Here is a 13,236-nt window from a genome sequence, read left to right as displayed (position 1 = left end):
TGGAAGGAGCCGTCCGTGACCCTCGCCCGAGCTGACCGGGTCAGCCGCCGCTACGCCAGTACCCTCGCGCTGGACCAGGTCGACCTCGACGTCCGCGCGGGCGAGCTGGTCGGCCTGCTGGGGCCGAACGGCGCCGGCAAGAGCACCCTGATCAACCTGCTGGTCGGGCTGCGCCGCCCGACGTCCGGTCGGGTGGAACTCTTCGGCGGCGACCCGCGTGACCCGGCGAGCCGACGCCAGCTCGGCGTCACCCCGCAGGAGACCGGGCTACCGGCCACGCTGCGGGTCGGCGAGGTGGTCGACTTCGTCTCCGCCCACTACCCCGAGCCGATCCCGCGCGGCGAACTGCTCGACCGGTTCGGCCTCGCCGAGCTGGTCCGGCGGCAGACGGGTGGGCTCTCCGGCGGGCAGAAGCGCCGGCTCGCGGTGGCGCTCGCCTTCGTCGGCCGGCCCCGGCTGGTCGTGCTCGACGAGCCGACCACCGGCCTGGACGTGGCGGCCCGGCACACCCTGTGGGAGGCGATCCGGACGTTCCACGCCGACGGCGGCACGGTGCTGCTGAGCAGCCACTACCTGGAGGAGGTGGAGGCGCTGGCCCAGCGGGTGGTGGTGATCGGCCACGGTCGGGTGCTTGCCGACGACAGCGTGGACGCGATCCGGGCGGTCGTCGGCGTACGCCGGGTCAGCCTGACCATCGACGACCTGCCGCCGCTGCCGGGCGTGGCCCGCACCGAGCGGGTCGACGGTCGTACCCACCTCTTCACCCCCGACGCCGACCAGCTGGTCCGGGACCTGGTCGCCAGCGGGGTCGAGTTCCGCGACCTGGAGGTCCGACCCACCTCGCTGGAGGAGGCGTTCCTCGCCATCACCACCGCCGACGTCGCCGCCGAGCCGACAGCCGCCTGAGGAGACGCACCGTGCCACTCGCCCTGACTCACGCGCGCTACCAACTGCTGGAGACGATCCGCATCCCCATTGCGATCTTCGGCAGCGCGTTCTTCCCGGCCGCCGCGATGCTCTTCTTCGTGGTGCCGTTCGCCGGCAAGGATCCGGTGGGCGCGACCTTCGCCACCGCGTCGATGGTCACCTTCTCGGTGATGAGCTCCAACATCTTCCAGTACGGCGTCGGCGTCGCCGAGGATCGGGCACAGCCCTGGGATCCGTTCACCCGTACGCTGCCCGTCGGGTCGGCACCGCGCTTCCTGGGCCGGATCGCGGCCGGCCTGGTCATCACCTATCTGTCGCTGATCCCGGTGGTGCTCATCGCGGCGACGCTTACCGAGGCCCGGATCACCCCGACGGCGTTCCTGCTGGCGCTGCCCACCGTGGGGATCATCTCGGTGCCGTTCACGCTGATGGGACTGAGCATCGGGTACGCGCTGCCGAGCAAGGCGGCCGTCGTGGTGGCCCAGCTGATCTTCTTTCCACTCGCCTTCGGCGGCGGGCTGCTCTCCGCGCCGGATCAGGCACCCGGCTTCATCCAGGCGATCGCGCCGTACCTGCCCACCCGGGGCGCGGTGGAGCTGATGTGGGCGGCGGTCGGTGATTACTCGGTGAACCTGTTGTCGCTGGTCATGCTCGGTGTCTGGCTGGTGCTGCTGGCCATGCTCGCCGGTTGGGCGTACCGCCGGGACGAGGGTCGCCGGTTCAGCTGACGATCGCCCGGTTGCCCCACGGTCGGCCGGCCCACGATGCCACGATGCCGGAAGGGGTGGCCGGCCGGTGGCCGCCCGCGGGTCGGAAGGGGTGGCTGTGGCGAGCGTCCCGTCGGGCACACCCTGCTGGGCCGACCTGGCCACGCCCGGTCTGGAGGCGGCCCGGCGGTTCTACCCCGAGCTGTTCGGCTGGACCGCCCGGGTGGAGCCCGAACCGGAGGCGGGCGGCTACACCATTTTCCGGTTGGCCGGCCGGGCCGTCGCCGGAGTCGGCCCGCCGGCCGTTCCGGAGCAGGTGCCGATCTGGTCCACCTACATCGCCACCGACGACGCCGACCTGGTCGCCGGTCGGGTGGCGCGGGCGGGCGGACAGGTGGTGGTGCCGCCGTTCGAGGTCTTCGACCGGGGCCGGATGGCCGTCTTCTCCGACCCGGCCGGGGCCGCGTTCAGCGTCTGGCAGCCGATGACCTTCACCGGTGCCGAGGTCTTCGACGTACCGGGAGCGATGAGCTGGACCGAGCTGGTCACCCCCGATCCGCAGGGGGCGCGGGCCTTCTACGAGCTGGTCTTCGGGTGGCAGCCCGAGGAGGAGCCGATGGGGCAGGTCGCCTACACCGGATGGCGGCTCGGCGACCGGATGGTGGCCGGGATGATGCCGCCGCTGGGCGAGGAGTTCCCGGCCGACTCACCTGCCTACTGGACCGTCTACTTCTCCGTCGCCGACGTCGACGCCACCGCCGCCCGCGCCGCCGAGCTGGGCGGCACCATCCTGGTTCCGCCGCGCGACATCCCCGCCGGCCGCACCACCGCGCTGCGCGACCCGGACGGCGCCCTCTTCTCCGCCATCGCCCTGGCCCCCTCCTGAGCCCCGTCGATCTTGCACTTTTAGTCGGATTTATGCCACGAATCACGGCTTTTGTCGCGACACAAAGTGCAAGATCGCGGGGGTTAGCGGCGGGGTGGGCGGGTGGGGAGGATGACTGGGCCGTGCGGGGTGGAGATGACCTTGACGTGGGCGCGGTAGTGGTGGGACAGAAGGTCCTCGGTGAGCACCTCGCTCGGCGTACCGGTGGCGGCCACCCGACCCTCGGCGAGCAGCACCATGCGGTCGGCGTACTCACCGGCGATCGAGAGGTCGTGCATGGTGGCCAGCACGGTCAGGCCATCCGCACCGCGCAACTGGTCGACCAGTTCGAGGACCTCCTGTTGATGGCCGATGTCCAACGCGCTGGTCGGCTCGTCGAGCAGCAGCAGGGTGGCGCCCTGCGCGAGCGCCCGCGCCAGGAAGACCCGCTGCCGTTCCCCGCCGGAGAGGGTGGCCAACTCGCGGGTGCGGAAAGCGCTCAGGTCCAGCCGGTCCAGCACCTCGTCCACCACCGCCAGGTCGGCGGCGGATTCCCGGCCGAGCGGCGGAATGTACGGGTTCCGGCCGAGCAGCACGTAGTCCAGCACCGCCATGCCGGGCGGCACCACCGGGGACTGGGCAACCGTCGCCACCACCCGGGCCCGCTCCCGGCGACGCAGGTCACCCAGGGGCGTACCGAAGAGTCGGACGGCGTCCGGCGCCGGCAGCAACCCGCCGACGGCGCGCAACAGGGTCGACTTGCCGGCGCCGTTGGGCCCGATCACGGTGACCCACTCGCCGGCCGCCACGGTCAGGTCCACACCGGTGAGAATCGGTACGCCGTCCAGCCGCACGTGCAGGTCACGCACCTGCACCGCAGGCGGCGGGCCGGCGGCGGCGCGAGAGGTCGGGGTCATGTCAGCACCCGCCGGGCGGTACGCAGCACCAGGACGAAGAACGGGCCGCCGAGCAGTGCCGTGACCACCCCGATGGGAATCTCCTGCGGGGCGGCGGCGGTCCTGGCCACCACGTCGGTCAGGGCGAGAAAGGCCCCCCCGAACAGCAGCGACAGCGGGAGGATCACCCGGTAGCTCGAACCGGCGAGCAGTCGGACGGTGTGCGGCACGATGATGCCGACGAAGCCGATCAGACCGGAGGCCGAGACTGCGGCGGCGGTACCCAGCGAGGCGGCGGCGATCAGCAGGTACCGCGACCGCTGCGGATGCAGGCCCAGGCTGACCGCCTCGTCGTCGCCGACCGAGAGCACGTCCAGCTCGCGCCGGAACGCCAGCACGACCAGGGCGGTGAGCAGGAAGTACGGCAGGACCAGCCGGACGTCCTGCCAACCGGCGGTGGCCAGCCGCCCGAGCAGCCAGGAGTACACCGCCTGGATGCTCTCCGCGTGCCGTTGCAGCAGGTACGTCTGCCCGGCGGAGAGGAACGCGGAGACGGCCACCCCGGCCAGGATCAACGTGGCCGGGGAACGGCTGCGCCCGCCGGCCGCCCCCAGCAGGTAGGTCATCACCACCGCGCCGAGGGAGCCGACGAAGGCGGCAAGCGGAACGGTCACCGGCAGGCCACTCATCGCCCCGCCCGCCCCCACCCCGAGGGTCAGTACGACGGTGACCGCCAGCCCGGCACCGGCGGCCACCCCGAGCAGGTACGGGTCGGCCAGCGGGTTGCGGAACACCCCCTGGTACGCGGCACCGGCCAGGGCGAGCAGCCCACCGACCAGCAGACCCAGCACCACCCGGGGCAGCCGCAACTCGCTGACGATGGCGATCTCCCGCTCGGTCAAACCGCTGTCCAGACGTACCCCGGGCAGCAGGTTGAGCAGCTCGATCGCGACGCTGCCCGGCGGCAGGCTGACCGGGCCGAGCGAGACGCCGGCGACAAGCGCGACGAGCACGGCGAACACGCCCGCGGCGAGCCACCTCACCCGCAGCCCCGCCGGCCGCACCGTCCCGGCCGGCGGGAAGGAAGGGCCCCTTCTTAACGCCTGGTGCATAGAAAGGGCCCCTTGTTAACAGCTGGCATCCGGCACACGACCGCTGGCATCCGGCACACGACCGCTGGCATCCGGCACACGACCGCTGGCATCCGGCGCACGGTGATCGCGGTTTGTCACTCGGCTGCCTTGCTGGTGGCGTCCACGATGGCCCGCAGCAGGTCCACCACGCGCGGCCCCCAGCGGGAGGCGATGTCGTCGTCGAGCTCGACGACCTGATCGTTGCGGACCGCGTTGATGCCGGACCAACCGCTGCGCGCCTTGACCGTCGCGGCGCTCTGCTGGCAGCACTTGACATCGGAGAGGAACACGAAGTCCGGGTTGGCCTTCACGATCACTTCCTGGGAGAGCTGCGGGTAACCGCCGCTCTTGCCGCCGGGGTCGGCCGCATCGGCGATGTTCTCCAGCCCGGCCAGGGCGTAGATCGAACCGACGAAGGTCTTGCTTGTCGCGGTGTACAGCTCCGGGCCCAGCTCGTGGAAGTAGGTGGGCGCCTGGACCCGCTGCGGCACCTCGGCCACGAGCTTGGCGATGTCGTCCTTCATCCGCTGCACGACGTCCGCCGCCTCGGTGGCGTTGCCGGTGAGGATGCCCAGCTCGGTGAGCTGCCGGTACGTGTCGTCCAGGTTCTGCGCCGCCGCGGTCACGTAGACCGGGATCTTCAGCGCGGCGAGCTGGTCGACGATCTTGTTGCGGTCGTCGCTGAGCACCACCAGGTCGGGATCCTTCGCGGCGACCGCCTCGGCGTTCGGCTGGTATCCGGAGAGATCGCTGCGCGGCGCGTCGGCCGGGAAGTTGGACTGATCGTCGACGGCGGTGACCTGCGGGCCGGCGCCGATCGCGAAGAGCATCTCGGTGGCCGTCGGCGCCAACGAGACGATCTTCTCGGGGCGCTGCTCCATGGTCAGCGACCCGACGGTGACCGGGAAGGCGGCGCTGGTCGGGCTGCCGCTGGCGGCAGGCGTTTCGGTGGTCCGCTCGGCGCAGGCACCGAGGGCGAGCGCGGCCACCGCGAGGGTGGCGGCGAAGATCCGGGGGGTACGTCTGGACATCGGTCCTCCTGTCGGTCGAGGAGTGCGGTGCTTCGCCGACAGGGAGCCTGGGCGCCCGTCCGCGAGGCGCCCTTCCTCGAGAGCGCGGTTCGCGACCACGCCTCAGGCGACCTGGCTCGTCCCCGTTGCGGGGCATCACAGTTGCGGGACAGCGCCGGTTTCGCACCGGCTTCGCTGCGGCGGGTCGGTAAGACCGTAGCGCACGCCGAAACCGTGGCTCGGCGAGCAGGCCACGGTCGAGGTCGGTACGCCACGGGAGAACGGACGGGAGTCGCCCGTTAGCGGACGGATCGCCCCGGAAGCGGACGGACCGCCACCGGGGGACTGCCGAGGAGGTGCGCTCTGTCTCCTGGACGGGGCCCCGCGCGAGGGGGTGTGACGGGGCCCCGTCGGCTCAGGAGGCGGTGATCGTGACGTTGTCCACAGCCGCTTCGACCAGGCTGGCGGTCGAGGCGTCGGCGGCTTCCACCAGGATCCGAACGGACTGTCCGGCGTACGGGGTGAGGTTGAGGTTCGAGATCGTCCACGCGCCGTTGCGGTTGCTGGCCGCACCGGCCTGGGTGAGCAGGATGGTGGTGCCGCCGTTGTGCACCACGCTGACCCGAAGGTAGTCGGCCGAGGACGAGTTCGAGCCGTGCGCCAGGTACCAGGCCAGCGACAACGTCAACGTCCCACTCGACGGCAGCGTGATCGCCGGGGACCGGGCGCTGGTCACGCCACCGTCCACGTCGTAGTCACCCGCCGCGCTGCCGGCGAGCCGGCCGGTCACCAGGTCGTTGCTGCCGGCGTACGGGGTCAGTTGCTTGGCGCCGCTGGAGTTGGTGGCCTGGGCGGCACCCCGCTCCCACTGGCCCGAGGTCGCGGTGTCGGTGCCGTTGGGGTTGATCGTCCAGCCGGTCGCGGTCTCGAAGGTGTCCGACCAGACCGTGGTCCCACCGCCGGTGCCGCAGTACTGTGCCTGCTTGCCGATCGCCCGGTACGGGCAGTCGGCGTACTCGGCGAGGATGAGCACCGCCTCGCGGTTGCGCGAGGTCTGCTGTGGAATCACCTCGTCGGGCGGGTAGAAGCCGCCGCCGGAGGCCGACCGCGGATACAACTCGAAGGTGTACGCCCAGATGCCGTGCGTGGCCCACATCCAGTCGATGCTGCTGCCGTCGGTGATGTAGAGGTCACTGGACTGCTGCGGGGTGAAGCCGTTGGTGGCCGCCATCTGCTGGCCGATGGTGGCGAAGGTGTTGTACTGGTCGGCGTTCATCCCGGTGGCGGTGTTGCTGGTCGTGTAGCCGTACGGCCAGAGCACCAGCTCGGAGTAGGTGTGGAAGTCGATGTTGGCCTTGATCTGCTGCACGCCGCCGACCACCCGGCTGTTGACGAAGTTGCGCAGCGCCTGCGTCTCCGGTGCGGAGAACGCCGACGGTCCCCGGTAGGTTTCCGAGGAGGTGGAGCCGGACGAGCCGCCGCAGCACCCGAAGTTGTAGCTCCAGTTGCGGTTCAGGTCCGTGCCGACGTACGACGATCCGCTGTTGGGTTGGCGGTTCTTGCGCCAGGACCGGTACGAGCCGGTGGCGATGTCGTACTCGCTGCCGTCCGGGTTGACCGACGGCACGATCCAGATCTCCCGGTTGTTGACCAGGCTGGTGATCCGGGAGTCGGAGCCGTAGTTGTCGGTGAAGAGGTTGAGCAGGTAGATCGCCATCTCGACGGTCAGGTGCTCGCGGGCGTGCTGCTGCGAGTTGAAGAGGATCTCCGGTTCGTTCTCGTCGGTGGCGACGTTGTCGGAGATCTTCACCGCCACCAGGTCCCGGCCCTCGTACGAGCTGCCGATGCTGATCTTGCGGGCGATCGACGGATGGTCCGCGACCACCTGGTTGACCACGGCGACCATCTCGGCGTAGTCGTGGTAGTTCGCGTCGGCCGGCGGGAACGCCAACGTGCCGATGTCCCCGTGCGCATGGCCGCGATCGGTCGGCAGCGGGGCGACCTCTTCCAGCCGGAACCCGAGCCGGGTGATGGCGGCGGCCTCGGCACGGGTGGCCGAGACGTGCAGCACCCCGTGCTCGGAATAGTCGATCGCAGCGCCCGTACGGGCGACCGCGTTCCGGTCGGCGAGTGTCCTCGGACCGAGCACCCGGTAGGGCGCGGCGGCCGGCTGCTCGTCCCGATCGGGTGCGGGGCGGGCGGAGACCGGTGGTGCGGAAACGGCGAGCAGGCCGAGCCCGGCGGCGACGATGAGCGCCAGCGATCGGCGGACGGGGATGGTGCGGAAGGCCATGGACAACCTCCTGGAGGCGCGGGGATCCCCCGCTCGATGGTGGACAGCCCACCACCGGTCACATGGTCATATCAATATCGATCGTTGCCGGGACCATCCCAGTCGGATCGTCCCGTCGGCGACATGTTTCCCGCTACGCGCTCCGACCAGGCCAGCTGCGGTCACCCGACGACGAGGACACCGGGGGCGGCCACGTCGCCGACGAGGCGGGCTGCGCGCCGGGCAGCCACGTCGCCGCCCAGGCAGCGGGTGCCCGGCGGCTCACGCCGAGGAGCCGCGCTCCCGCTCGGCGGAGCTGCCGGGCTGGTCGGCCTCCGCGCCGGGCGTGCCGGCGGGCTGGTCGGCCTCTGCGCCGGGCGTGCCGGCGGCCTGGTCGTCACCGGCCAGGGCGGCCCGTAGCCGCTCCTTCTCCGAGCGGCGCCGCTCGGCACCGGCCGCCATGTCCTCGGCCATCTCGTCACGCCAGCGCCTGAGCAGGAAGAACGAGAGCGCGGCGGAGAACAGCAAGGCCACCATCAGCTTCAGGAAGATGTTCATCTCGACCGGCCAGAGAGCGGCCACCACGATCACGAACAGCCCGATCCGGCCCAGCGTGTACTTGACCGCCGCGCTCATGCTGTCGCCTCGCTCACGTCGTCACTCCGTTCTGCGCCGTCCCGACGACGGCCTTTCCATCCTGCCGTGCCAGCCCACCGGGCTCGGCCCGTCCGGTGGACCCGGCCCGCCTCAGCCCGTCCGGCTGACCAGCCAGCGGACCCCGGGAAACCAGATCATCGCGTATACCACCGTGAACGTCGTCGCCGCCACCCCGCCGGACAACAGCGGCGGCAGCCCGTTGGTCACGCCGGCCAGCAACAGCCCGGAGACCACCGCCACCGCGAGGGCGACCAGCCCGGCCACCAGGCGGGCGGCGCCGAACTCCCAGGCACGGAACTCTTCCAGGAACAGCCAGGCGGGCAGGATCACCGCAAGCCAGCCGTTGGCCTGACCGAAGTCACCGGCGCCGAACGACGCGAAGGCCCCGTCGAAGAGCACCAGCACCAGCAGCCCGATGACCACCCCGGCCAGCCCGACGCCGAGCAGGTCGCCAAGGGCCCTGATGCGGCCGTCGTCGTCCCGGCGGGGAAAGGTGCTCTGCTGCTCGCTCATCCCTGACGAGGGTACGCGAACCGCCGCCAGCACCACTTCGCTGGCCAGGTCACCTCGGTCACCCCGACGGCAGTTCCCGCCGCCGCGCCACCGCCCGCAGCGCCGCACCGGCGCCGACAAACGCCGCGCCGGCAGCCACCATGGCCCCGATGGCGACCCCGGTACGCGGCAGCCCGCCGCCGGGCGCCGGCACCGGTGGTGGTGAACCGGTGGCGGTGACCGACGGCGCGGCGGTCGGCGACGGCGCGGCGGTGGCCGTCGGTGAGGTGGTCGGCGACGGCGCGGCGGTGGCCGTCGGTGAGGTGGTCGGCCCGGCCGAGCCGGAGGGGGCCGGGGTGGGTGCGATCGAGACGGATATCCGTAGCGATCCGCCCGGGTTCGGCGGTGCCGCGTCCGACGGTGCCGAGGACGCCATCGCGGCCAGCGGGGTACCGACCGCGCTCGACGGCTGCTCGGTCGCCGCCTGAGCGCCGGCCGCCCAGAGCAGGGCCAGCGCCGCGGCCACCGGGACGGCCACCGCCACGCGAAGGCGGTTTCGCGTCCTGCTCACCACGAACCTTCTCTCCTGCGGGGTCACGGACCACGGCGGGAGATCAGAAGCAGCCGCGACCAGGACCCGGGAAGATCAACGGGTCCTCACCGTACCGTCGATCTTCAGACCGCACAGTGGGCGGAGCGGACCGAATCCCTCGCCTGGCGGTCCGCTGACCTGGCCGTCAGGCCGGGCAAGATCCAGCCGGGTGGTCGGCGACGCTCAGGCCCAGACCTGCTGCGGCTCGGCGCGGCGCTCCGCCAGGCTCGGCGCGGCGTCGTACTCGCGAACCACCTCGTAGCGGGTGTTCCGCTCGACCGGACGGAAGCCGGCGTCCCAGATCAGGTGCAGCAGGTCGTCCCGGTGCATGGTGTTCGGCGTGCCGTACGAGTCGGCGTCGTGGGTGATCTTGTATTCCACCACCGAGCCGTCCAGATCGTCCACGCCGAAGTTGAGCGACAACTGGGCCACCGAGAGCCCGTGCATCACCCAGAAGCACTTGACGTGCGGCACGTTGTCGAACAGCAGCCGGGAGACGGCGAAGGTCTTCAACGACTCGGCCGGCGAGGCCATCGTCGTGCGGGCCTGGATCCGGTTGCGGATCTTGCCGTCCGCCGAGTCGACGAAGTCGTGCTGGTAACGCAGCGGGATGAAGACCACGAAGCCGCCGGTCTCGTCCTGCAACTCACGCAGCCGCAGTACGTGGTCGACCCGGTGCCGGGGTTCCTCGATGTGGCCGTAGAGCATTGTCGACGGGGTCTTCATGCCCTTGTTGTGCGCCAGCCGGTGAATGCGCGACCAGTCCTCCCAGTGGCAGGCGTGGTCGACGATGTGCTGCCGGATCTCCCAGTCGAAGATCTCCGCCCCGCCACCGGTAAGCGACTCCAGGCCGGCGTCCATCAACTCGTCGAGAATCTCGTCGGCGCCGAGTCCGCTGATCTTCTCGAACCACTGCACCTCGGTCGCGGTGAACGCCTTGAGCTTGACCTTCGGCAGCGCCGCCTTCAGCTCGCGCAGCACCTTGGGGTAGTACCGCCAGGGCAGCGTGGGGTGCAGGCCGTTGACGATGTGCAGCTCGGTGAGCTGCTCGTCCTCCATCTCCTTGGCCTTGCGGACCGCCTCGTCGATGCGCATCGTGTACGCGTCCTTCTCGCCCGGCTTGCGTTGGAACGAGCAGTACGCGCAGCTCGCGCTGCACACGTTGGTCAGGTTGAGGTGCCGGTTGACGTTGAACATGACCCGGTCACCGTTGAGCTCGGTACGCCTGTGGTGGGCCAGCCGGCCCAGCCAGGTCAGGTCATCGCTGTCGTAGAGGGCGATCCCGTCCTCACGGGTCAGCCGCTCCCCCGCGTACACCTTCGCTTCGAGCTCGCGCTTGAGTCCGGCGTCCATCCGAAAGCCCCGTCCCTTCCCACTGCGGTCGCGACCGGAGCGCGGTCGCCACCCGAGCCTACGTCGGCCCCAGCGGCAGCTCACAGCGCGGTCCGTAGCCGATGGGCCGAGTCAGATCATCGGTACGCGTGGCTCAGTCAACTCTCAGCTGCTGTTGCCCCTCCGGACATCGACACCGTGGGGGCGGGTGCGGTAAACAGAGTGGGGCACGACACTCTCGGGGCCCGAACAGCCGCGTTCACCATGACGCGGTGCAACTCGCCGGACGGGGAGCGGAATGGTCGACAGCGGACACGGGCGACGACGGCGAAGGACTCCGGTGATCTCACCGGTGCTCCGCCCGATGCTGTGGTCCGCCCTGGTCAGCGCCGTCGCCAGCGCCATCCTCGCCGCCCCGGCGTACGCCGAGCCGGGCGTGCCCGTCACGGTCCCCGACACCGGCTCCCGCCCGGTCCTGACCGGCCCCCTCCAGTTGCCCGGAGGCGCACCCGCCGACGCCACCCCAGGCACGGTGACCCTGCCGACCACCTCCGGCGCCAGCGCCCTCGAAACCCAGATCCTCGCCGCCGAGGCCCGGGTCGGCGAGTTGGGCACCCGCCTGCTTGAGCTGGAGCAGCAACGCATCGAGGCGGAGGGCCAACTCCGCACCGCCGAACGTGACCTGGAATTCGCCCGGGCCGCGCTCACCCAGGCCCAGCAGCGCGCCGACCAGGCCGCCGCCGAGGCGATCAAGGTCGACGCCGCGCTGCCGCCCGGCGGCTTCGCCGCTGACCTGCGCCATCTGGATCTGCTGCGGCGGGCCAACCTGGGTGAGCGGGTCGAGGGCGCCACCGGCCCGGCGGCCGGAGAGCTGGTCCGGGCCCGCACCGACGAGCAGGTGGCGACCGAGGCGCACACGGCGGCCGAGTCCCGGCTGCGGGGCGTCCAGGAGCAGTACGCCGCCACCCAGAAGGCGCTGCGCGACGAAGAGGCGAAGCTGCTCAAGCTGCGCGAGGAGAACTCCACGCAGCTGGTCGAGTTGGCCCGCCAACAGGAGCGCGCCGAGCAGCAGATCGGCGCCGGATATCTTGACCAGTCGACGACGGACGGGCTGGCCGCGCATCCGACCGCGCTGGCTGCGGTCGCATACGCCCGGAAACAGCTCGGCGACCCGTACGTCTGGGGAGCCGAGGGGCCCAACTCGTTCGACTGCTCGGGGCTGATGTTGGCGGCGTACCGCTCGGCGGGCTATTACCAGCTGCCGCGCGTCTCCCGCGACCAGTACCGGGCGACCCGCTCGCGGGCGGTGCCCCGGACCGCCCTGCTCCCCGGTGACCTGCTCTTCTTCGCCTCGGGTAGCAGTTGGACGAGCATCCACCACGTCGGCATGTACATCGGCGGCGGCAAGATGATCCACGCTCCGACCAGCGGCGACGTGGTCAAGATCTCCACTCCCAGCTGGTCCCGGCTCTACGCTGCGACCCGAGTGGTCGGTGCGGTGCCCGCCCCGTCGGTCTCGCCCACCCCGTCGCAGTCCCCGACGGCCAAGCCGACTCCGAAGCCCACCACCAAACCGAAGCCGACTTCGACTCCGAAGCCCCGGCCGACGACGCCCACCCCGAGCCCGACCCGCACCACCACGCCCACCCCGAGCCCGACCCGCACCACCCCGCCGCCGAGCCCGTCGGACAGCCCGCCGCCCAGCCCGTCGGACAGCCCGCCGCCGAGCGTCGAGGTGAGTAGCGCCGCCCCCACCACGGCGGCGAGCAGCCGCACTCCCGAGGAGAGCGGGCCGGCCGCCCCGTCCACTGTCGGCGATTCCTGACCGGCCACGACGCTTACGGTCCGCGTCCCCGGCCGATCGGTTACCGACCGACGCCGACGGGATACACCCGGGGACACTGTGGGCACTCCGGGTGTGCGACACCATCGGAATGTGGCACGGTGTCACACAGGCACTCCCGGTCCGGCGGTACGGGTCCGGGTGCGAATGTGGCGCGGAGGCGAGGATGACCGAGCACGAGACTCCGGCGGGCGACCCTGGATCGGCTCCCGCCCCGACTTCCGGCGTGGCCGGGACGCGCTACCGGGCCGCCGCCCCGGTTGTTCCGCCCGCACCCGCCCCGGCGGTTCCGCCCACGCACAGCCCGGTTGTTCCGCCAGTCCACGCCCCGGTTGTTCCGCCCGCGCACGGGCCGGAGCGCAGCTTTCCGGCGACCGCACGCGCCCAGGTCCGCCCGCCGGGCATCGGGTCGGCCACGGTGCCGGGCACCGATGGCGCGGCCGGGCTGCCCGGACAGCGGGACCATGTCCCGGCGCAGGCGGTTCGAGCCAGCGTCCGGGTGCCCGGGAT

The 13,236-nt window shown here is 71.5% G+C and carries 12 protein-coding genes and 1 riboswitch; of the genes, 5 read left to right on the top strand and 7 right to left on the bottom strand.

The features are described from left to right. The first annotated feature begins 15 nt into the window (after positions 1 to 15). The 3 genes from QQG74_RS01720 (at position 16) to QQG74_RS01710 (ending at position 2,520) form a co-directional block, all read left to right on the top strand. On the top strand, positions 16 to 906 hold the full coding sequence (locus QQG74_RS01720; protein WP_341718546.1) for an ABC transporter ATP-binding protein: 891 nt from the start codon (positions 16 to 18) through the stop codon (positions 904 to 906). 11 nt (positions 907 to 917) lie between these two features. Further along, entirely contained in the window at positions 918 to 1,655 is a 738-nt protein-coding gene (locus tag QQG74_RS01715; RefSeq protein ID WP_341718545.1) for an ABC transporter permease, read from the top strand. Positions 1,656 to 1,752: 97 nt separating this feature from the next. Continuing rightward, on the top strand, positions 1,753 to 2,520 hold the full coding sequence (locus QQG74_RS01710) for a VOC family protein (protein WP_341718544.1): 768 nt from the start codon (positions 1,753 to 1,755) through the stop codon (positions 2,518 to 2,520). 83 nt (positions 2,521 to 2,603) lie between these two features. Here QQG74_RS01710 and QQG74_RS01705 read toward each other — a convergent pair whose 3' ends face one another. From QQG74_RS01705 to QQG74_RS01680, 6 genes are all read right to left on the bottom strand, one after another. Beyond that, positions 2,604 to 3,416, bottom strand: a complete 813-nt coding sequence (locus QQG74_RS01705) for an ABC transporter ATP-binding protein (RefSeq protein WP_341718543.1) — start codon at positions 3,414 to 3,416, stop codon at positions 2,604 to 2,606. Continuing rightward, positions 3,413 to 4,507, bottom strand: coding sequence for an iron ABC transporter permease (locus QQG74_RS01700; protein ID WP_341718542.1), 1,095 nt, complete (start codon positions 4,505 to 4,507; stop codon positions 3,413 to 3,415). The genes QQG74_RS01705 and QQG74_RS01700 overlap by 4 nt, the downstream gene beginning before the upstream one ends. 116 nt (positions 4,508 to 4,623) lie before the next feature. Next, entirely contained in the window at positions 4,624 to 5,559 is a 936-nt protein-coding gene (locus QQG74_RS01695; RefSeq protein WP_341718541.1) for an ABC transporter substrate-binding protein, read from the bottom strand. Between the two features lie 110 nt (positions 5,560 to 5,669). Then, a riboswitch (cobalamin riboswitch) is annotated at positions 5,670 to 5,729 on the bottom strand. Positions 5,730 to 5,953: 224 nt separating this feature from the next. Beyond that, positions 5,954 to 7,831: a M14 family zinc carboxypeptidase gene (locus QQG74_RS01690; protein ID WP_341718540.1), complete on the bottom strand. Its 1,878-nt coding sequence runs from the start codon at positions 7,829 to 7,831 to the stop codon at positions 5,954 to 5,956. A gap of 261 nt (positions 7,832 to 8,092) precedes the next feature. Then, positions 8,093 to 8,446: a DUF4229 domain-containing protein gene (locus QQG74_RS01685; RefSeq protein WP_341718539.1), complete on the bottom strand. Its 354-nt coding sequence runs from the start codon at positions 8,444 to 8,446 to the stop codon at positions 8,093 to 8,095. A 111-nt stretch (positions 8,447 to 8,557) separates the two neighbouring features. After that, positions 8,558 to 8,980: a hypothetical protein gene (locus QQG74_RS01680; RefSeq protein ID WP_341718538.1), complete on the bottom strand. Its 423-nt coding sequence runs from the start codon at positions 8,978 to 8,980 to the stop codon at positions 8,558 to 8,560. Between the two features lie 149 nt (positions 8,981 to 9,129). Here QQG74_RS01680 and QQG74_RS01675 point away from each other — a divergent pair, with 149 nt between their 5' ends. Then, positions 9,130 to 9,447: a hypothetical protein gene (locus QQG74_RS01675; protein WP_341718537.1), complete on the top strand. Its 318-nt coding sequence runs from the start codon at positions 9,130 to 9,132 to the stop codon at positions 9,445 to 9,447. A gap of 287 nt (positions 9,448 to 9,734) precedes the next feature. Here QQG74_RS01675 and mqnE read toward each other — a convergent pair whose 3' ends face one another. Beyond that, entirely contained in the window at positions 9,735 to 10,904 is a 1,170-nt protein-coding gene (gene mqnE, locus QQG74_RS01670) for an aminofutalosine synthase MqnE (RefSeq protein WP_341718536.1), read from the bottom strand. 277 nt (positions 10,905 to 11,181) lie between these two features. Between mqnE and QQG74_RS01665 the strand changes: the two genes are divergently transcribed. Beyond that, a complete protein-coding gene (locus QQG74_RS01665; protein WP_341718535.1) occupies positions 11,182 to 12,708 on the top strand; it encodes an NlpC/P60 family protein in 1,527 nt (508 codons plus the stop codon). Positions 12,709 to 13,236 lie beyond the last annotated feature (528 nt).

It is taken from the genome of Micromonospora sp. FIMYZ51, from assembly GCF_038246755.1.
Classification (GTDB): domain Bacteria; phylum Actinomycetota; class Actinomycetes; order Mycobacteriales; family Micromonosporaceae; genus Micromonospora.
The sequence above is the reverse complement of the archived record's forward strand: the minus strand, read 5'-3'. Positions and strand labels throughout refer to the sequence as shown.